General features: G+C 54.8%; 20 protein-coding genes and 1 tRNA gene. 9 read left to right on the plus strand and 12 right to left on the minus strand.

From position 1 onward, the window contains the following. Window positions 1–342: 342 nt before the first annotated feature. A complete protein-coding gene (locus tag G7Y51_RS08800) occupies window positions 343–624 on the minus strand; it encodes a helix-turn-helix transcriptional regulator (protein WP_165176609.1) in 282 nt (93 codons plus the stop codon). A gap of 157 nt (window positions 625–781) precedes the next feature. Between G7Y51_RS08800 and G7Y51_RS08805 the strand changes: the two genes are divergently transcribed. After that, a complete protein-coding gene (locus G7Y51_RS08805; protein ID WP_165176611.1) occupies window positions 782–2014 on the plus strand; it encodes an MFS transporter in 1233 nt (410 codons plus the stop codon). A 68-nt stretch (window positions 2015–2082) separates the two neighbouring features. After that, window positions 2083–2484 (plus strand): methylated-DNA--[protein]-cysteine S-methyltransferase, encoded by a 402-nt coding sequence (locus G7Y51_RS08810; protein ID WP_165176680.1) that lies wholly within the window; start codon window positions 2083–2085, stop codon window positions 2482–2484. A gap of 166 nt (window positions 2485–2650) precedes the next feature. Here G7Y51_RS08810 and G7Y51_RS08815 read toward each other — a convergent pair whose 3' ends face one another. After that, a complete protein-coding gene (locus G7Y51_RS08815; protein ID WP_165176613.1) occupies window positions 2651–3676 on the minus strand; it encodes a class I SAM-dependent methyltransferase in 1026 nt (341 codons plus the stop codon). Between the two features lie 447 nt (window positions 3677–4123). Here G7Y51_RS08815 and G7Y51_RS08820 point away from each other — a divergent pair, with 447 nt between their 5' ends. The 4 genes from G7Y51_RS08820 (at window position 4124) to G7Y51_RS08835 (ending at window position 5295) form a co-directional block, all read left to right on the plus strand. Then, window positions 4124–4438 (plus strand): DUF883 family protein, encoded by a 315-nt coding sequence (locus G7Y51_RS08820; RefSeq protein ID WP_165176615.1) that lies wholly within the window; start codon window positions 4124–4126, stop codon window positions 4436–4438. A gap of 8 nt (window positions 4439–4446) precedes the next feature. Continuing rightward, window positions 4447–4731: a hypothetical protein gene (locus G7Y51_RS08825; protein ID WP_165176617.1), complete on the plus strand. Its 285-nt coding sequence runs from the start codon at window positions 4447–4449 to the stop codon at window positions 4729–4731. Beyond that, the gene (locus tag G7Y51_RS08830; protein WP_165176619.1) at window positions 4695–4946 is read left to right on the plus strand and encodes a hypothetical protein; all 252 of its coding nucleotides are present in this window, start codon (window positions 4695–4697) and stop codon (window positions 4944–4946) included. Before G7Y51_RS08825 ends, G7Y51_RS08830 begins: the two co-directional genes overlap by 37 nt. Before the next feature lie 136 nt (window positions 4947–5082). Beyond that, the gene (locus G7Y51_RS08835; protein ID WP_165176621.1) at window positions 5083–5295 is read left to right on the plus strand and encodes a hypothetical protein; all 213 of its coding nucleotides are present in this window, start codon (window positions 5083–5085) and stop codon (window positions 5293–5295) included. A 115-nt stretch (window positions 5296–5410) separates the two neighbouring features. On the opposite strand, the gene G7Y51_RS08840 is transcribed toward G7Y51_RS08835, so the two are convergent. From G7Y51_RS08840 to G7Y51_RS08855, 4 genes are all read right to left on the minus strand, one after another. Then, window positions 5411–6265 (minus strand): hypothetical protein, encoded by an 855-nt coding sequence (locus tag G7Y51_RS08840; RefSeq protein ID WP_165176623.1) that lies wholly within the window; start codon window positions 6263–6265, stop codon window positions 5411–5413. 2 nt (window positions 6266–6267) lie between these two features. Beyond that, window positions 6268–7407: a DUF1848 domain-containing protein gene (locus G7Y51_RS08845; protein ID WP_165176625.1), complete on the minus strand. Its 1140-nt coding sequence runs from the start codon at window positions 7405–7407 to the stop codon at window positions 6268–6270. A gap of 346 nt (window positions 7408–7753) precedes the next feature. Next, window positions 7754–7829 (minus strand) — tRNA-Ala (locus G7Y51_RS08850). 196 nt (window positions 7830–8025) lie between these two features. Further along, on the minus strand, window positions 8026–9216 hold the full coding sequence (locus tag G7Y51_RS08855) for a pyridoxal phosphate-dependent aminotransferase (protein ID WP_165176628.1): 1191 nt from the start codon (window positions 9214–9216) through the stop codon (window positions 8026–8028). Between the two features lie 152 nt (window positions 9217–9368). Between G7Y51_RS08855 and G7Y51_RS08860 the strand changes: the two genes are divergently transcribed. Beyond that, window positions 9369–10217 carry a DNA/RNA nuclease SfsA gene (locus G7Y51_RS08860; protein ID WP_165176630.1) on the plus strand — a complete coding sequence of 283 codons (849 nt, stop codon included), beginning with the start codon at window positions 9369–9371 and terminating at the stop codon, window positions 10215–10217. 40 nt (window positions 10218–10257) lie between these two features. On the opposite strand, the gene G7Y51_RS08865 is transcribed toward G7Y51_RS08860, so the two are convergent. The 6 genes from G7Y51_RS08865 to G7Y51_RS08890 form a co-directional block, all read right to left on the minus strand. Beyond that, window positions 10258–11631, minus strand: a complete 1374-nt coding sequence (locus tag G7Y51_RS08865; RefSeq protein ID WP_206214291.1) for a hypothetical protein — start codon at window positions 11629–11631, stop codon at window positions 10258–10260. A 283-nt stretch (window positions 11632–11914) separates the two neighbouring features. After that, on the minus strand, window positions 11915–13039 hold the full coding sequence (locus G7Y51_RS08870) for a glycosyltransferase (RefSeq protein WP_165176635.1): 1125 nt from the start codon (window positions 13037–13039) through the stop codon (window positions 11915–11917). Beyond that, a complete protein-coding gene (locus G7Y51_RS08875) occupies window positions 13036–14499 on the minus strand; it encodes a hypothetical protein (RefSeq protein ID WP_165176638.1) in 1464 nt (487 codons plus the stop codon). The genes G7Y51_RS08870 and G7Y51_RS08875 overlap by 4 nt, the downstream gene beginning before the upstream one ends. Before the next feature lie 2 nt (window positions 14500–14501). Beyond that, window positions 14502–15377 carry a glycosyltransferase gene (locus G7Y51_RS08880; protein ID WP_165176640.1) on the minus strand — a complete coding sequence of 292 codons (876 nt, stop codon included), beginning with the start codon at window positions 15375–15377 and terminating at the stop codon, window positions 14502–14504. 2 nt (window positions 15378–15379) lie between these two features. Continuing rightward, window positions 15380–16663, minus strand: a complete 1284-nt coding sequence (locus tag G7Y51_RS08885; RefSeq protein WP_165176642.1) for an oligosaccharide flippase family protein — start codon at window positions 16661–16663, stop codon at window positions 15380–15382. Further along, a complete protein-coding gene (locus G7Y51_RS08890; RefSeq protein ID WP_241160187.1) occupies window positions 16660–17799 on the minus strand; it encodes a glycosyltransferase in 1140 nt (379 codons plus the stop codon). Before G7Y51_RS08890 ends, G7Y51_RS08885 begins: the two co-directional genes overlap by 4 nt. Before the next feature lie 543 nt (window positions 17800–18342). Here G7Y51_RS08890 and G7Y51_RS08895 point away from each other — a divergent pair. Together G7Y51_RS08895 and G7Y51_RS08900 are read left to right on the plus strand one after the other, a co-directional pair. Next, on the plus strand, window positions 18343–18804 hold the full coding sequence (locus G7Y51_RS08895) for a helix-turn-helix transcriptional regulator (RefSeq protein ID WP_206214292.1): 462 nt from the start codon (window positions 18343–18345) through the stop codon (window positions 18802–18804). A gap of 347 nt (window positions 18805–19151) precedes the next feature. Next, window positions 19152–20171 (plus strand): glycosyltransferase family 2 protein, encoded by a 1020-nt coding sequence (locus G7Y51_RS08900; protein WP_241160188.1) that lies wholly within the window; start codon window positions 19152–19154, stop codon window positions 20169–20171. Window positions 20172–20225 lie beyond the last annotated feature (54 nt).

A 20225-nucleotide genomic window follows, 5' to 3' on the forward strand; every position in this document is an offset into this window, starting at 1 on the left:
CTTGCAGGCGTATAACCAAAGATATCAGCCAACTGCTGTCTAGTGGCCTGTTTTGCCAGGTAAGCCTTCACGACGATAGTACGAATATTTTCAGGAGCGAACTTCATAGAACAAGTTTAGATTTTTTATGTAAAAAATTAAAGTTAAAATGCTCTAGTGTGAAATTGAACCAACAACTGCTTAGTTTCTGTTCTGCTTGAAGCAACTTCCCGCGCCAGGCATGGCAGAGGACCGCAGCCCGGCGCAAAGAGGGCGGCCTTGTTCAGGCATTGGAAAAAGCCGAGCGCAGGGCGCGCTTGCGCGGGGGCCGCGGTCATTGTGCCGCCGTCAGGGACAGGCAGGCTACTTTCTCGGTCGCCCCGTATCTTTGCGGGGTTTGATTGGGCCTTTTATCAGTTCTTTTTCCACCTGGGCCAGCAATTCCGAGGGCGCGAGCTTCAAGACCTCGGCAATGTTCATCAGGGCGTAGAGCGAGGCGTTGATGTTGCCGCGCTCCAGGCTGGAGACATAGGGCCTGGAAAGACCGGAAAAGTCGGCAAGCTCAACCTGGGTCAGGGCCGCTTTCTGCCGCGCCTGGCGGATGACGGCGGCCATTGCCCAATTAAGCGTTTCTTTTGTTTCCATAGACTCACGATAGTCCAGGCCTGACATAAAAAGCAATAATATAATATTTCTTTTTCTGCCAGGAATGGCGCGCCCGGCCTGCGCGGCCAGGCCCCGCATGCGGTGAGGCGCTTTGCCCCGGCTTGGATTTGCCCGGCCTTTGGTGTAGCGTCCGGCCATGGACACAAAGAAACTTCTGCTCGTCTCTCTGGGCCATTTGTCGTGCGATGTGAACGGCGGGGCCCTGCCCGCGGTGCTGCCCTTTCTGATCACCAATTACGGTTTCAACTACCAGGCCGCGGCCGGGCTGATGTTTGCCTTTTCCTGCCTCTCCTCGATCATCCAGCCGCTGTTCGGCTGGCTCTCGGACAAGATCTCCAAGCCCTGGTTCATTCCCCTGGGCGTGCTGCTGGCCGGGGGCGGCCTGGGGGCCGTGGGCTTTATGAGCAGTTATTGGGCCATCTTCGCGGTGATCGCGGTGAGCGGCGTGGGCGCGGCGCTCTTTCATCCCGAAGGCGCGCGCTTTGCCAACAGGGTTTCCGGCAGGACCAAGGGCACCGGCCTGAGCATTTTCTCCGTGGGCGGCAACAGCGGCTTTGTGCTGGGGCCGGTTCTGGCCGTGGCCGCGATCAACGGCTTCGGCATGCGGGGCACTGCCGTGTTCGGGGCCATTTCCCTGCTTATGGCGTGCATTCTGCTCTCTCAGATCGCGCGCATGGCAAGCCTGAAAAAGCCCCTGGCAACGAGCGGCTCACGCCCTGCGCTGGACGCCGCGGAAAGCAAAAAGGCAGCGGCCGGGCAGGCAGAGGAAGCAGAGGAGGAATGCGTCGGCGAGAACAACTGGAAGGAATTTTCCAAACTCACCGGAGCCATTATTTCCCGCTCCATTCTCTTTGTGGGCTGCAATACCTTTATTCCGCTCTACTGGGTCGGTCATTTCGGGCAGTCCAAGGATGCCGGGGCCCTGGCCCTGACCTGCTTTTGCACCTTCGGCGTGCTCAGCAACTTCACCGGCGGCATGCTTTCGGATCGCTTTGGTTATCTGAAAATCATCCGGCTCTCGTATCTGCTGCTGATTCCGACCGTGATTCTTTTCGGCTTTGCTGACAATCTTTACGCGGCCTATGCTCTGCTGCTGCCCCTGGGCTTTTCCCTGTATGCGCCGTTCAGTTCCATGGTGGTGCTGGGTCAGAAATATCTGGCCAAAAACATCGGCCTGGCCTCAGGCGTGACCCTGGGCCTGGCCAGCAGCATGGGGGGCATCGCCGCGCCCGTGCTGGGCCGCATAGCCGACGTCTACGGCCTGCCCCGCGCCATGCAGAGCCTGACCGTGGTGGCTGTGCTGGGCGCATTTTTCGCTTTTCTGCTGGTTGCGTCCGCGTCCGCCAAAGCAAAGGAGGCCCAGGCGTGAAGCACGTTCAAACCTATGTTCTGTCCCTGGGCGAAGCGACCGTTGTGGAGGAGGACGGCCGGATCGTGATGCTGGGCCTGTCCGCCAGGGACAAGGCCGCCGTTCCCGCGGACGCGCTGTGCCAGGAAAGCCCGATCCTGCGTCGGGCCCGCGTCCAACTGGAGGAATATCTGGCCGGCCGTCGTAAATCCTTCGAGCTGCCACTGGCCCCCAGGGGCACGGATTTTCAGCGCAAGGTCTGGGAGGCCCTGACCCGCATCCCCTACGGCGAGACGCGCAGTTACAAACAGATCGCCGAGGCCGTGGGCTGCCCGCGGGGCTGCCGGGCCGTGGGCCTGGCCAACAATCGCAATCCCATCAGCATTGTGATCCCCTGCCATCGGGTCATCGGCGCGGACGGCAGACTGGTGGGCTACGGCGGGGGCCTGCCGCTCAAAAAAGCTCTGCTGAGGCTTGAAGGGAGCCTTTGAGCGGACCGGGAGCCGTTGGGGCAAGGATTGCCGCCTTTTTGCCGGGGCCTTGGCAGCCGCGGTTTCGGCTGCTTGCGGCAGGTACACCGCGCAGTCAATGCCTCTGGCTTGCGCAGTGGCTTTTCGTTTTGCTCCCGTTCTGCGTCGCGTCCGCGTCAGGCCGGGATCAGAGGTTTTTTTTCATGGCCGCCGCCAGGTACATCTGGTATTTGCGCGCCTCCTGTCTGGCGTGCGCGCCGCAATTGCCCAGGGCGTGCGGAGCGGGCCAGCGCAGCAGCACGGGCAGATAGCCGTGCGCGGCGCAATACGCCTCCACTATCCCATGATATTCCGGCGGGATATAGCCGTCGTAAACCGCCGTGCGGCCCTCGGCCCGGCTCAGCGCCAGAGCAAGATACTCCGGCAGCAGTCCCGCGGCGCAGATCCGCCGCACGGCATGGCTGATCCGCGCGGGATTGAAGTTCTGCGCCGCGCAGGCGCGCAGGGGCTCGGCGCAGGCAATCTGCCCGGCGGCGATCTGCGCGATCAGCATGTCCCCGGCAATGGCGGCGTGCGCGCCGAAAATTTCCCGGCGGATGGAAGTCTTGCCGGAGCCGGATTCCTGCAGGAGCAGAAAGATATAGGGTTTTTTGCGGCGGATATGGTAGACAAAACGAGGCAGAGGATCGCCGATCTGCCGCGGACTCTGCCCCATGTCTTTCCAGGCATAGCCGTTGAGGAGGGATTCCAGCAGGCGCCGGGTGGGAAAGCGGCGCACGTCTATGCTGCGCCGCACCTCAACCCATTGCGCCTCGTCGCCGGGCGCAATGCCGAGCTCCAGAACCAGCAGGCCGTCCGGCGCGAGCATGCCCGCCAGAGAATGAAGCAGCTTCTCCTGATCCACGGCGTAATGCAGGGCCGAGGCGCAGAGAATGACATCGAATTTTTGCGTTGGGTCCAGATCTTCCCAATCCTGCTCAAGAAAGACGCACTCCGGGAAGAAGCGCCGCGCAGCGGCAAGAAAGGACGCGTTCCGGTCAATGCCCAGCACCTTGCGCGCGCCCTCAAAAAAAGCGTAGCCGCAGAAAAAGCCCTCGTTGCAGCCCACATCCAGAAAACTTTTGCCCGCCAGCGGGGGCAGAGCCAGACAGGCCAGCTTTTCCAGAGAGTTGGAGGAGCCGCTACGGTAGGGGAAGGTCTGATAAGCGGGCATTTGCTGTTCCTTCACGGCATGACGAAAGGCCGGAACCCGGCCCCAGGCTGAAGCCGTCGGGCGTGCCGCGGCCCGGCTTTGCCGCCTGCCGCAGTCATGCGCGGTTGAAAAAAAACCTTATGGCTTGAGCGGGAAGAGGATTGCGCGTGGCAATCTTTTGGTCATACATACCCTAAAAACGCAATCCCGGCTATATCCCCTTTTACCTGCGCGCCAGGGGCAGGGCCCGGCTGCGCGACCGCCGGGCTGCGGAACGGCCACACCGGGCACGAAGAGGGAGCACGGCATGTAAAAATCCAAATCCGCATGGATCGGGAGCGGATGAAGGCTGAGATCTGCGAATTGCCATTTTTACAATATTTGATTATCTATATTTCACCCGGACGGATCACATGATCTGTCCCTTATTCCGAAGACAAGGGCGCTGCCCGAACAGGAGATAGTATCATGGCTGAAAACAATGAAGAACCTATGGATGCCTTGCGCAATGAGTTGACCAACCTGCGCGATCAGGTGGAAACACTGGTCAAATCGCTGGGCGAGAGCGGATCGGCCGTATCGTCGGATTTGATCGCCAAGCTGGCGAACGAACTGGAGCATTACCGGAAAATGGCCACCGACAAAATGCACCAAATGTATGAAGCAGGCAGCGCGGGCGTGGAAAACATGGGCGAGCATGTGCGCAAGCACCCCCTGGCATGCGTGGCCGTGGCCTTCGGCGCGGGTTGCGTGCTTTCCTGGCTGTTCCGTCAATCCAAGTAAGCAGTCCCGTGAAAGGTCTGACTGAATGCATCATCAGTTTTTTCGACCTGCTTGAGGCCGAAGGGCAGCTCCTGCGGCACAATGTCCTGCGCACCTTGCGCATGGCTTTGCTGCTTGCGCTGGGGCTGCTCTTCGGCGTCGCGGCTGTGGCTTTTTTTGTGGCGGCCTTGTACAAGGCCCTCTCGCTTGTGCTGCATCCGGCCTGGGTGTTGTGCATCATCGGGCTGATCTGCGCGGGCATCGCCGGAGGCTTGTTATGGATGTCGCTCCCAAAGAAAAAAACTACAGCGTAGGGGAAGCCAAGGAACGTTTGCGTTCTGCTTCGGCCCGCTTTGATCCTCTGGCCTTTCTCAAAAGAAGGCCGTTGCGCACTGTGGGCACGGCTTTTCTGGCGGGCCTGGCCTGGGGATCGCTGCGCTGCCGCGCTGCTGCGGCAGGCCTGCTGCCCTTGGGGCTTCAGGCCTGGGCCCTGGCCGAACGCCTGGGCCTTGCGCCCAGGCGGCGGTGAGTGTCAGAGGATGGCAGTTTTACAATACTCTAACGCCGTCTTGCGGCGCGGGTTCCGCCCCACTGACCGGAGGCCAGGCCCTTCAGGGACTGCCTCCGGCCAGTGGGGCGGAACGAAACATGGAAACGCACCGCGTTTGAAAGTTACTCTGATCGAGCATATCGCTTTTGAAACACTCGCTCCGGCGCTTCACGGCGAAAGTAAATTTCTTCTGCGCCTGTCTCTGCTGTCGTCATCCGCAAGGCGGCACAACCGCCAATGGCTGACGCGCACGGCGGCCATGGCTTCGCCCTGCCTGAGCGTTCAGAAATATCATTACCCATACAAAATTAGAGCAGATTACCTTTGACTTTTTATGAAAGTCAAAGGTGCCGCTTTCGCGTCAGCAGAGCATTTTCAAAGTGAAAATGCTCTATGAGAAGAGCGAATGAGATTGACCAGTGCTGATCAGTGATATCTGTAAATTATAAGATTCGTATTCCTTTTACTTCACTTCTTGTTGAATACTCATCTGAGATATTAAACGAGATTATATTATTGATACACCCATATTGTTTTCCATTATGAAAATACCCAAATTCTTCGTTACGATACTGTTTTTTATAAATAATTCTTGGGACTTCAGATTCAATATATGATAAAAATTCTGTAATCCTATACTCGTTAAATAAGGGATCTGAAGTAATAACAACATGATCACCGCACATATGCGTTATAATAGAAACTATCCAAGGCAAATCAATGTTGGCTATATCTATAATATTAGATAATATATGCATACTACATTTCATTGGTGTGCGTATTACATAAAATTTGCCTTGATTCCTCTCAACTGAAAGGTCAATGTTTAATTTATTAATGTCACCTGTAAATCTTGTTGTCGAATATAATTTGTTTATATGGTATTCAGCAATGTTACAAGCAATACTTGAAGGCTCCATCAAAGTAATTGAATACACAGCCCCAAGCAAACCAGTTTCATATAAATTTTCCAAAAGTGTAAGAGTTCCGATGCCTTGGCCACAAGCCCAATCATATAAATCAAATCCGCATGCTATCATTTCGTGTACGGATTCAAAGGATTCTCCACTAAATATATGATTCAGAACCTGTCTATGCCGTTTGCCGTAAGCGGCCATATAAGCTGCGCATTGTTCTCCTGTGCAAAATATTGACTTTCCTCTATCCACTCCAGGATATTGATTAGGATAGCCAGTATATCCTGTACCAGTCAAATATTCTTCTGAATTAGCAATAATATAATCAATATCTTGTTGAGGCAATGATTGGATATACTCCAAATATCCATTCTCATCCATTCTTAAGCTCCAATTATTGTGTCGGCATTCGCATTATCTCTATGCTGTCGCCAATTTTTTATGGCTACAGCTTCATTTGTATTTGCATAACAATATACACATTGATGGGGACATGTATTATATTGTCCTATATCTTTACTTTTCATACACCCGCATGCAGTACGCATACCTATATGGCGATTATCTCCCTTAATTATAGCATACTTTCCATTCCCAATCGGAAATGCTCCTTCTGGTATATTAATCTGTGAATTGATTTGCTGATCATTAAGCAGACTTAACTGGGTTATACGTTTCTCTTGTTTTTGTTCGATGATCTCGGCCTGTAAATAATTCATTAATTCAGGCGATTGATTACCAAATCTGACGAGCAACCGGTCATCTACGCAATGGTTATGCTCAATTCCAGGTAATTTTACTAATTCACCGCAAGTAGCCAACTCATAATTCCAGCCCAGTTCTTGATTCATTAGAACAAGTTTTGCGGAAAATTCATGCATCTTTTTTTGTGTCCAATCAATCCAATTAATATGTTTTCGTTTCAGATTTCGTTTTACTTTTGCATAATTCATTATATCGATAAAACTGAATACAAGTTTTTCTGTATATCCTTTTAATTGTTCTCCTAAGTTACTTATTTTGGAAATAAGAACCTCGATATTTATCTTATCTGTTAATATAAGTGGATCAAAACGCCATATAACTGCACCTTTTCCAAGTTTCTCTACGAGTTGTTTAAAGGTTTCGATCCTACCTCCGAGAGAATCCCTAATTCCTGCTTCATATCCTTCGTTGCAATAGTCATTAAGAGTATATTGTATATAGCAGGAAATTCCTTTTTCTTTGATATATTCTAATGGAGTTAAGCCGTGTAATTTTGTCAAAGGTTCTAAAAGCGGCTTTGGATTTTTTGACCAAAATACAATAAATTTAGTATTATCGTAGCATACATATGATTTTCCCCCAAATGGATTATGCCATAGCGAGTATCCTACTTTCAGACGTTGCATAAACCATGAAATATAGAAAGCTGGTATATCTGTGCTTCGGCTAGCAGATACAACGAGGGGACATGTAGCTTCAGCTCTCTCACCGTTATCTAGGATAATTTGTTTCTTTTTAGGATAAAATTTGTTCGTCATAGCTCATAAGCTTTTTTGCCGATTATTCTGAATGGGTATAAGGTCATTTGGCTACTCCATATATTACTACGAAAAACTTTTTAAAATGCAAATAGTTATCTTGCGTAGCCACTAATTCTCAACATTCCCCGCAGCCATTTGGATCTTCCCTATCTCTCATCTGCATGGGGGAATATACCAACTTCATTGTAAAACCCTCTTCTCTGTAATCCATTTCTTTCTCCTCCTCAACATCCTCAATCTCGTATTGCCAACCTTCCTTTGCTACGCGCTCTTGAATGATGTCCGATTTTACATACAAGAAAACCGGCCAGGATTTTCATCCTAACCGGTTGATTTCATTGGATGGTGGAGCTGGACAGAATTGAACTGACGGCCTCTTGAATGCCATTCAAGCGCTCTCCCAACTGAGCTACAGCCCCACGGCAGAAGGCATATTGCCCAAAAGGGCCTTGCCTGTCAATACTCTTTTTGCAAATTTTCCGCAGCAGCGCGGCTCAACCCTCTGGCAGGCGTGCGTGGTTGGCAGCGTCTCCGCAAAACATGGCGGGCGTTTTTTGCCGGTGCCCTTGCAGGGGCGCGGCCCGCGGGCTTTTCTCCGATGCGCCCTGCCTCTGCTCAGCGGTTTTGCCCGGCCAGTTCCGAGAGCAGCTCGCCGGTACGGTTCAGGGCGTCGGCCAGCACTTCGTCCGCCACGGCATAGGAGAGGCGGACGCAATTGTCGTCGCCGAAGGCCGCGCCCGGCACCAGAGCCACATGCCCCTTGTCCAGCAGCCAAGTGCACAGCTCCGTGGAATTGTTCACCGCGCCGCCGTAGCACTTGCGCACATCCACAAAGAGGTAGAAAGCCCCGTCCGGCTTGGGGCAGACCGCCCAGGGCCAGTCGCCGATGATCTTCATGGCCAGATCGCGGCGGCGCATGAAAGCCGCGCGCATCTCCGCAATACAATCCTGCGGCCCTTCCAGGGCAGCCACGGCTGCCTTCTGGGCGATGGAGCAGATGCTTGACGTGCTGTGCCCCTGCATGGCGGAAATCTTTTTGATCAGATCCGGGTGCGCGGCCAGAAAGCCCACGCGCCAGCCTGTCATGGCGTAGCTCTTGGAAAGGCCGTTGAGCACGGCCACCAGCTCCGGGCAGTGCTCGAACCAGGTGACGGCTGTGGTCATCTGCGCCGGAGGAAAAACGAGCTGATCGTAAATCTCGTCGGCCAGCACGAAAATGCCGCGCGCCAGAGCCCAGCGCATGATCCGGGTGAATTCGCTGTCGGTGTAAACCGCGCCCGTGGGATTGCAGGGCGAATTGAGGATCAGCAGCCTGGTCTTGTCGGTGGTCCGCTCCTCAAGCATGAGGGGGGTCACCTTGAAATTGCGTTCCGGCCCGGCATGCACGGTCACGGGCACCCCTCCCGCGAGCTCCACCATGTCCGGATAGCTCAGCCAGTAGGGCGCGGGGATTAGCACTTCGTCGCCCGGATTGAGCGTGGCCTGCAGAAAGTTGTACAGGCAATGCTTGCCGCCTGCGCCGATGATGATTGATTCCGCGGGCACGGGCACGCCGTAGGCCCGCTCGAAATACCCGCCTGCGGCTTTGCGCAGATCGGGGATGCCGGGCACTGCGGTATAGCGGCAGAAATTGGCGTCAATGGCGGCTTTGGCCGCTTCGCAAATGTGCCTGGGCGTGGGGAAATCCGGTTCGCCCACGGCCAGGCTGGTCACCTCCACGCCCTGCGCTCTGAGCTCCAGGGCCCGGCTGTTGACACTGAGAGTCAGAGAAGGTTTGATGCTGCGCAAGCGTTCGGAAATCTGCATGGAGGGCTCCTTCACGTTGAGATGCGCGGACGCGGCGATACGGGACGGATTGACGCGCAACTTTTTTAGCAGGTTCGGCGCGGGGTGTAAATGCGCAGGGATCTGAGCCCAGGGCTGACCCTAAAAATCATCGCAAAACTTCCGGGTGTACTATGAGGCATGTCTGTCTTGAATCCGAACGGCAAAGCCCCGGCAGGCATCAGCCCGCCGGTCCGCTGCTGCCCTTTCCGCCTGACTGCGTCGTCGGGCGCTTTGTGCAGCGGCGCAAACGCTTCAGCGTGGAATTGCGCCTGAACGGCGAGCAACTCTGGGTGCACAGCAATAATTCCGGCAGCATGCTCGGCCTGACCCGGCCCGGCGCATTGGTGCTGGCTTCACCGGCCGCCAATCCGGCCCGCAAGCTCAAGTACACTCAGGAATGCGTCTGGCTGGCGGAGACCGCCACGCCGCAGGCCCTGGACCCGGAGCCGCGGCCTTTGGCCCGTGGCGGCGAGGGGCAGACGGCCGGGGCACGAGGCCGCGGCTTTTGGGTGGGAGTGAACACCAGCGTGCCCAACCGCATGCTGGAAGCGGCTTTTGCGGCCGGGCGGCTCGCCTTTGCCGCCGGGTATACGCGGCTTGCGCGCGAGGCCGGACGCGGGCAAAGCCGCCTGGACGCCTGCCTGAGCGGGCCGGGCTTGCCCTTGCTCTGGGTGGAGTGTAAAAACGTGACCATGGTTGAAGACGACGCGGCCTGCTTCCCGGACGCGGCCAGCGAGCGGGGGCAAAAGCATTTGCGCGAGCTCATGGATATTGTGGCGCAAGGGGAGCGCGCGGCCATGTTCTACCTGGTGCAGCGCCCGGACGGGCAGTGCTTTGCGCCCGCGGACTTCATTGATCCGGCCTATGCCGCGCTGTTTTACGAGGCTGCGGCCGCCGGGGTGGAGATGTACGCTTACCGGGCTGAGGTCAGTCGGCGCGGCATTGAACTGGGCGGGCTTTTGCCGGTGCGCGGGCAGTAGAATAAATGAAGGCGGGCTCGTTTGGGTAGCCTCCCTTCAGTCATTTCACAGATAAAAATAAGTAATTATCAATAACAGTATAGCGATAATAACTGGTTTCCTTGTAAGAAGCTGACTTCAGCTTTTCTGTCATCCCCTGCTTTTTTACAAAATTTTTTGCCTCATTACCATACATAACATTCCCATATCCGAGTTCACACGCCACAGGTCTCCATCGCATTGCCTCTCCGAGGCCTTCTGTGGATCTGGAGCGGACATGCGTATTCTGCTGAATGTTGCCAGATAACCGATTAAAATCTTTATCTTCCGATAAAACGACTAATCCTCTAATTGATTCCGGAACAACTGGAATAGAAGAAAGATCCGACATCCATGAACTCATCACTGTTTTTATAAATGTGATGTTTTGCATATTGTGCATATAAAAATATGACGATAAAAAGATGGCAAAGAGTATAAGAGCAATCCTAATTTTTCGAAGAGCAAGGACAAAAACCATAATAGTTGCCATAAAAAGGCAGGTAGTTGATCTTAGATCCGTATTTAATCCTGCCGGAATTGCTAATGCAAAAATACTCAAAGAAACCATTACGAGAACAACAATATGAATTAATGATAAATTCTTTTTGAATATTTCATAAGAAATAAGCAAACCACAAATGGGAAGAAAGCAAAGAGCAGTTTTGCCAAAAAAGTTATAAGTAGAAATTATATTTCGAGATGCCTTTTTCAAATTAATAATAGCATCTTCAAGTCCATAAATGTAATTTGGATTTCTCCATGAATCTAATCGAATAAAGCTTCTACATAATATAAGTGTTATTATTTGGGTGATAATAAATCCAACGACAAAGCCAACTATCCAGTAAAATATTATGTATTTATCTAATTTTTTATCTCCAATAAAAAGAAGAGGAAGAAGAAAATAGAAATGACTTAATACGCCATTAAAAAGAATACCAAAAATGAGAAAGAATAATAATTTATGGACACTTTTATAGGAAAGTGATGCCATCGCTAAAAGGACAAGACTCAAAACCGCTGTTTGGGCCCACTCATTAAGTAAGTGTATAGGGGGAATAAACAAGCACAAAAGTGCAATCAATATTGCATATTTTTTTTCTAATACATTTTCCATACACCGATATGCAAATATAAAAAAACATCCTATACCTATACTAGATGCAAACTTTATATTTACATATTGCAGTGAATTAAAAAATAAATAGTTTAGCCAACGCCCTTCAGCACGTAGTTTTCCATAATAGGAAGGGATATATTTTAATTCATCATGTCGGAATGCTGGTATAGAAATAAAATTATATACCATGTCTGCTAAGAATAAACTAAGAATAGTTATCCCTACAAAAAGAGACGCAGAGGATAGAGAAATTTTATTTTTTAGCAACATCATAGTATCTGCCTCAACGCCCAGAATCTCTGGCCGAAGTAATTCAGGGCGGTATAAAGACACATGCCAGCAAACATAGCGATATTTTCCGGGAGAGTATTAACTAAATAATGCCTTACTATCATCCAGAGTTCCCCTCACATGAAACTTGGCAAAAAGAGCCATTTGTTTCCCCAGAATCTTTCCGCTTCGCTATACCATGCTGGCATGGCACTTGGGGCAGTCGGGCTTTGCTTTCATGGGTCCTCCTTTGGGAGGGATAGAACACATTTACATCATATTGTTACTACTCTCCGTTATTTTTCCCGGAAACCTTCCCAACTTCCGCCAAGAGCTCTTCCCAGGCCGCCACTGTCGCCTCGGGCGCGAAAACTTCAGCCCGGGATTTCCCCGCTTCCAGAACGGCAGGGTCAGGCTTTTTTTCCAGCACTTTTTGTAAAGCGTCGGCCAGGGCAACAGCATCCCCTACCGGCGTCAACGCGCCGTAAGCGCCGTGGGCAAGCACTTCGCCGGGGCCGCTGGGGCAGTCCGCGGCCACCACCGGCAAGCCTACGCAGAGGGCCTCCACAAGAACCAAAGAAAAACCTTCAAACAGGGAACTGAGCGCCAGCGCCCGGGCCCGGGCCATAACCGGAGCCGGCTCCATGAAGCCCGGCAAATAAACGGTGTCACGGATGTCCAAGCGGCGGATATCGGCTTCCAGCCGCGCGCGTTCCGAGCCTTCGCCCAGGATGCAGAGATGCTGCCTCATTCCGCGTCGCAAAAGCAAGGCATGCGCTTCCAGCAAAAGGTGAAAGGCCTTTTGCCGCTCCAGCCTGCCCACTCCGAGAATGACCGGCGCTGCAAAGCAGGCCCGCAGCGATTCAGGCAAAGGCGCAGCCGCCCGCCTGCGCAGATCCGCCGTGTTCACCGGGTTCCAGAGAACGCGCAAACGCGGCTGCAAGCGGGGCCAGAGGCAGGCCGATGATTCCAGAATGCCGCGGCTGACGCAGGCCACCGCGCCGCAGCGGCCCAGGGCCCAGCCCAGCAGAAATTTATACAGTCGCCCGTAAAGATATCCCTTTTGCGCCAGATACCCGGCCACGTCCTTGTGCAGCCAGCCCACAGCGCGGCCCGGAGCCGCAAGAGCTGCCCAGAAAATGCTTTGCAACTCCAGGCTGCCCAGAACCACGTCGCTGCGCTGCGCCAAATGCCGGATGCGCGCGGCGTTGCGCAAGGCCGCAAAAAATCCCGGCCTTTCCGGCATGCAGAGCCGTATGCCCGCAGGCCTGCGTCGGGCCAGGGCCGGGATATGCCGCACACAGGCCAGCACGATATGAAAACGCGCGGGATTGAGGCGCCCGGCCAACTCCAAAGCGATATTTTCCGCGCCGCCGCCGAAACTGTGCAAAAGGATCAGACAATGCGTCATGCCGTGCCGCTCCCGGCGCTATCTTCCAGACCCATATGTTGCGAAAGGGCGTAAAAACAGAAAAAGGGCAGAGAAAATAAGGGATTGCGAACATCCAAGGCCGCCAGCGAGGCTACAAAGCCCAGCACCAGCCAAGCTGTGCAGGCTGAGGTCGCGAAACTCAAGGTATTGTCGGCTGGCCGAATCCTATGCAACGTATGCAGACGCAGCCAGACGCTTCCTGTAAACGCAAAAGCCAAGGCAAGCAAAGGCAGGCCGTATTGGGCCCCCAAGGCGGGAAGAGCCGAAAGCTCGCCGCCACTGCCTTTCTCCTTCCAATCGCGCAGCTCTTTATCTTGCAGATTTTGCATATAGTGTGCCCCATTGTGCAGGTGCGCAAAATACCAGTTGCGCCCTACCCCCAGCAAAGGATATTTTGCAATCATCTCCAGCGTATCAAGGGTCACTACGACGCGCGGCAGATTGCTGACATTCTGCCACATGCTTCTCTTCAGCAGATAATTGTGTATATGGGGCGTATTCATGGCTGCATATACACATCCAGCGGCCAGAGCCAGAGTGATAAGGGTTTTGGCGCCCTTGCCTCCCCCGCGCAGGCAAAAGAGCAAGGCCAGTCCCAGCGTCACGGCAGCGAGAATTTGCCCCGTGCCGGAACGACACAATATCATGATGGCCAGGCAACAAGTCAGGATGCTGAAGCCTGCAAATAAAAATTTGCGGCCGCGATACGCCATTGCCAGCAGGCCGAAAGCCAGGGGCACGAAAAACACCGCGATCATGGCTGCCAAAGCCGAAGCCTCTTCAAAAAAACCGTTAAAGCGGGCTAGTGTCAGGGCATACGCGCCCTTGCTGTAAAAATCATAAGTGCTGTCCGGCCAGCGCGCTTCCAGCCAGGGCGAAAGCGCGGCCAGCGTCTCATGCACCAGATTCCTGAGCGGGCTGCGACTTTCCCCGGCCTGATAATACATGGTCGATACGCCGTAAACGTATATGGCCTGCACGGCGCACCACAACGCCAGAGCGGCAAAAGTCCAGCACGCGCCGCGCACCAGTAGGCGGCGGGCTGCGGCGTCCCGCATGAGCACGCGGCAAAGCATGGCGAAAAACAGCACAAAAGGAATTTGCGCAGCGAGTTTGAGCAGGCCCAAAAGCACGGCGTGGAGCCTGGAAGCGTTTTGCGGCAGGTAGAGCTGCGCGCTTTGCCAGCCTGCCGCAGCCTGCATGACGAAGAGCAAAACGAGCCAGGGCAGGAAAGGCCGCAGCACGCCCCAGGCTTCAGCCACGCTCCAGAGCCGCCTTCTCCAGGCCCAGAACATGAAAACCAGGCAGGGATACAGCAAAAAATGCTGCGCGTAATAATTGGGTATGCCTCGGAACAACCATACTTGCCAGCAGGCCAAAGGAATCAGCAGAAAGGCGAACAAACGCAGCGGCCATTGCGGGGAAGATGCGGGAGGCATGCTCAACTCCTGATCAAAAACTTCAGCAGCTCGTAAAAATAGCCCGGCACCTGCTTCAGAGTGCGCCATCTGTTGTTCCCCTTCATCAGCGCGTCAATAAGCAGAAGGCAGGCAGGATAATAGAAAAGATGCAAGAAGAACGCCTTTCTATAGGAAGATGCATACGTTTCATACAGACTGTTGCGTATCAAATATTCTTTAAGATCGGCAAGACTGCTCAAGGCATCCCGTCTTTTGGACATATCCAGCGTCACGCAGGAGCCATGCTTGACATAGGCATATAACGCGCTGTTGACGCAGACCAACCCCGGCTCGCCGGCCAGAGCCTTGAAGGCGAAGGCCATGTCTTCGGACATGCGCGACTGTGGAAAGCGTATGCCCTTGGCCTCAATGAAGGCGCGTTGGTAAATCTTGTTCCAGGGAGAAGAGAGCAAGTTGCTGTCCCTGAGCAAATCCTGCGCGCAATGGATATGCTCAGGCAAAAGAATGCGCGTCTTTTCCCCGGTCACAACCCGCATGCCGCAGACGGCAACCTGGGCCGATGCCGCACGCGCGGCCTCATACAGGCGCAAAAACATTTGCGGATCAGGCAGATCGTCGGCGTCCGCAAAGCCCAGATATTCGCCTTGGGCCACGGCCAGCCCGGCATTGCGGGCCGCGCCGGGCCCCATGTTGCGGGGCTGCGCCAGAAAACGGATTCTCCCGGGACAGGTCGCGGCGTAGCGGCGGCCGATGTCCGGCGTGGCATCAGTGGAGGCATCGTCCACCAGAATGATCTCCAGACCGCGCAACTCCTGCGCTAAAAGCGCATCCAGGCAGCGCGCCAGCCAGGGCGCGGCATTGTACGCGGGCACGATGACGCTCAAGGGGCAGGTCATGGTTATTCCGCATCCTTTGACACAGGGGGAAAAAAGGCAGCCGGGCAAAAGCGCAGCACAGACCAGGAAAGACCGAGAAATATGCCGCCTTCCACCAGCAGCGGCAAGCAGGCAGCGCCCGTAAGCCCCCAGAAATGCCCGATAAGGGCGGCTGCGGGCAGGCTCAGCGCGCCTGCGGCCGCCAGGGTGAACGCCAGTGCTTTCTCCTGCCCGAAAGAAACCAGGGTTTGCGTGCCCAGCACGAAATTACAGGCCAGAATGGGGGCCAGAAAAGCCATGATCCGTAGAATCGGCACGGCTGCGGCATAGTCCCTGCCCAATGCCAGACTGATCAGCAACGGCGCGGCATACCAGATCGCGGCTGCCGCGCAAAGCATTACGAGCGCGGTACCGAGCAGGGACCAGCGCAACAAATGCGCCGCGCGCCTCTGCTCCCCAGCCCGCAAGGCGCAAATTTCAGGAAAAAGGGTCTGGGTGACCGGATTGCTCAGACTGACCGCCGCGCGCACGATCTTATCCGCGGCCATGAGCATGCCCATCTGGGCCGGAGGAAGAAAAAAACCCAGAATCAGTTGCGTGCCGTTATTATACAGTAAGGATGAAAGCACGCCGCCGAAAAGCGTTTTGGTACGCGAGAGAGCCTGGAGGCCGCTGCGGAGGCTGAAAGAAACATGATAACGACGCAGCAGACCGCTTGTCAGCAGAGCGTAGACCAGACCTTTGCACAGCGCCGATAAAAACAAATACAGCGGCCACTGCGCCGCTGCGCGCACACAGACGAAGGTCAAAAGCAAGACCGCCGCGCTGCTGCCTGTGTCCCAAACAGCCATGCGCCGCATGCCGTTGCCCATGCCCTGAAAAAACCAGGTGGGGTTGATGCCGCGGCTCAGCCCGCCCAGCACGGCCAGAGCATACGCGCCCGGATGCGCTGCGGCATGCGGCAGAAAAGGCAGCAAAACAAGGCTGCCCGCCAGGCAGGCGGCAGCCAGAAGCATTTTGGCGGAAAGCACATCCCCCAGGATTTTCGCCAGCGCAACGGGTTTTTCACGACATACGGCCGCCGCGCGCACCGCGCCAAGCGTAAAGCCCCAATCCATGACCAGGCCGACCACAACGGAAATCACGCTCATATACATCAGCAGGCCAAAGGCTGCCGGCCCCAGAACCCGGGCAAGCCACGGCAGAGCCAGCAAAGGCAGGAGCAGTTGCGCAGCCTGGATGGCGCTGAAGGAAAAAAAGGTGGAAAGATGCGGCAAGTCCCGGAACAGGCGCGGCAGGTTGCTCATGCCTTGTTCCGCTTTTGGGCCAGGCTGCGATACAGGTTGACGTACGCCTGGTAATTGCGCGCAGCGTCGTGATGTTCTTCCACGCGGCGGCGCGCTGCCGCGCCCATCTTGCGCCGCAAGGCCGCATCCTGCGCAAGCAGGCGCACATACGCGATCATTTCCTGGGGCGAAGCTCCCAAAAAGCCAGTCACGCCGTGCTCGACAATGGCCCTGTTGGCAGGGATGTCCGTGGCCACTACGGGCTTGCCGAAGGTCATGGCTTCCAGAACAGCGTAGGAAAGACCATCCCAGAGAGAAGTGTGAACGTATATATCAAGTTGCGCGAGGCGCGTCAGCGCCTCGCTCCGGCTGAGCCAGCCGGAGCATTTCACATGCGGCGGCAAGGCGGCTGTTTTTGAGGGCGCGCCGATCCATGTCCAAGACGCGGCGTCTTTCAAGGCAGTCGCCAGCTCGGCAAAAAGCCGGGGATTGCGTTGCGGCTCCATGCGCCCGCAGGTGCCTGCCCGGATATGTTCCAATGCTTGTGGAGGCTGCACAACAGGCATGCTCTGGCGCAAGGCGTCCATTTCCTGCAGGTTGACGGCGTTGGGAATGCAGACAAGCTGACAGTTTTTACCCGCCAGCCGGCAGGCAAGCTCATACTCTTCCCGGCCGCAGGCCACGAGCGCATTGCCTGCGCGGGCCGCAAGCCATTCGGCCAGCTTGTAGCAGGATCGTTGCCAAGGCCTCACATCCGTGCGCAAAAAAGCAAATCCGTGCGGCGTGTACACGGAAGGCATATCCAGACTGCGGGCAGCCCAGCGCCCGAGAAAACCGGCCTTTGAGGAATGACAATGCACCACGTCGGGCCGCAACCGGGCGAGCAATGTCCGCAAGCCCATAAAAGCCCGCCAGTCCTGCACAGGGCTGATGCTCCGCGCCATGGGCAGGGAATAAAACGCAACATCGCCGGGAAAAAACTCCGCGAAGTTTTTCGGCGTCTCCGGGCGCGTGGCATGAATGATGGAATGCCGGAGCCCCTCCTGCGCGGAGTGGCACAGCGTGGCAATGGCCGCCAGGCAGCCCGCTGCAAAAGACTCCACCACATGAACCACATGAATGGGGGCGCAGCCGACTGGGGCAGCGGAATTCTTCATATCCGGGTCCATCTGCGCTTACCTGCCGAAAAAAGGGAGCGGACCGGATATTCCTGCCCTGAGCCCGGTCTTAAAAAAACTTTGCCGTCAGGGGGACAAGACCCGCGGCATTTCCGGCCGGCCGCTTGCGCCGGTGAGGAGACGCCGCGCGCGTCAGCCTCTGACGGTTGTGCCGCCTTGCGGATGGCGACAGCAGAGATAGGCGCAGGCGAAATTTACTTGAGCCGTTAAGCGCCGGAGCGAGCGTTTTAAAAGCACTATGCTCTAAAAATTTTCCTGCCGCCGCTGCCCGGCAATCAAAGACCCGTCTGTCATAAAAATACAAACAGCCATGCCGTCCTTTTGGCATGGGGTTTTCCCGGCCGGGACCGCAAGCAGCGCATTGCTTTTCGATGGTGAGGCCTATAAGTTCTTGTTTCGCAGAGTGAACGAGGCCAACAGTCCTTTTAGGTTAATTTTCTGTTTGAATCAAGCAAAAAAACAGAAAAATGTTTTATTTTTTAGCTTGAGCAGAAAAGAAGCCTTTTGACTGGATATTCCTTTTTGCGCAAACAGGACACCATGACCACTCTCGGCTCACGCATCAAAATGGCTCGCGGCAAGGAATCACAGGAAAAATTCGCCGCCAGGCTTGAGATCAGCAAGGGCGCTCTGGGCTTTTATGAGCGGGACGAAAATCTGCCCAAATCCGACGTTATTCTTAAAATCTGCGCCTTCACAGGCGCTTCGCTTGACTGGCTGCTGACTGGCGCGGAATCCGCCTCCCGCGAAGCGGCGCACGACCTCGCCCCGTGCCTGACCCCTGCGAATCAGGCGGAACAGACCGCGGCCGCCGCTCCGCACGAGAGCCGGGAGTGGTCCTGCCCGCAGTGCGCGGAGCTGAAAAAACGCCTGACGGCCCTTGAGGAGGAACGGCGGGAATTGTGCGCTGAAAACAGAGGCTTGTGGAAAAAGGTTTGCCTGCTGCTGGAAGGGGTTGCCGGTCCGCAAGAGCGGCAGCCGTAGCCTCCAGGGGCGGCGACTGCTGCCGTCGTGCATTGGCCTGGAGGAGAAAAGGCCTTGGGAAGAGCCGGGATTGAGCTTGGGGGATTGTCTCACGCCCATTTTGTGCGCTCTGCTGAGCGTGGCCGCCTGCGCCTGTTTTTCATAGAACAGGGTGATTGTGAAGGAGGCTCCTGGCCGTGCCGTCGACCACCCGGCATCGCTTGTTTGTATGGATCTGCCTTCCTCCTTGAATTACCATACAGAACACCATATACTTTAGGCCTGCGGCCCATGCGGAAAACATTCACGCGGATGTGGCACGGCTGTTGAGATATGTCTGAAAATACTGTCTGCTGGTATGAGGCGTTATGAAAAATCCGCACGACGTATGTGGGGAGGGAATGCTTCCGGAAGACCTTGAGCCAAGGGAGTACGAGGACGATGTCCCCTTGTTGCTCTCCTTGGTTATCCCTGTATGCAACGAGGAAGACGCCATACCGGTTTTTCTAAAAAAAATTAATGAAGTTTTTGAAAATCAAAAGGCGATCTTGTTGGAAATGGTTTTCGTCAATGACGGAAGCCAGGATCGCACGCTGAAATGTCTTTTGGAGCAACAAAAAAAGGATGCAAGAATTGTAATTATTGATCTTAGCCGCAATTTCGGCAAAGAAGCGGCGCTGTCCGCCGGCCTGAAATTTGCCGGGGGACGCGTGGTTGTGCCGCTTGACGTGGATTTGCAGGATCCTCCTGAACTTATCCCGGTGATGCTTGAAGAATGGCGGAAAGGGTACGAGGTTGTACTGGCGCGACGGGTGAAGCGGCAAGAAGATTCTTGGGCCAAACGAGTCTCGGCAGGCTGCTTTTACCGCATTCACAATACGTTCGCGATGCAGAAGTTGCCCGAAAATGTGGGCGACTTCAGATTGATGGATAAGAGCGTTGTGGATGCCCTCAATTCTTTGCCTGAATCCTGTAGATTTATGAAAGGCATTTTTGCCTGGGTGGGCTTCCGCAGGACATGCATTGATTATGCAAGACCGGCGCGGGTAGCGGGCCATACCAAGTTCAGCGCGTGGCGATTGTGGAATTTTGCGTTGGAGGGCATAACCAGCTTCAGTACAATCCCATTGAGGATATGGCTTTACTTAGGCGCGAGCATAGCTTTTCTGGATTTTTGTTATGGCCTCTTCATTTTGATGCGAACGCTGATTTTCGGCGTGGACGTGCCCGGCTATGCTTCATTACTTGTCACCATGCTTTTTCTGGGCGGCCTGCAACTGATAGGCATCGGCATTCTTGGCGAGTATTTGGGAAGAAACTACCTTGAATCCAAGCACCGTCCGATTTTTCTTGTGCGAAAGATCTATAGAGAGCAGAAGGGTGCATGAGAATGTTCAGGAAAATGAAAAAAGGCGCTTACTGAGCAAGGGGAGCGTCTGCTG

Source organism: Desulfovibrio sp. ZJ369, from assembly GCF_011039085.1.
In the GTDB taxonomy this organism is placed as follows: Bacteria; Desulfobacterota; Desulfovibrionia; order Desulfovibrionales; family Desulfovibrionaceae; genus Desulfovibrio.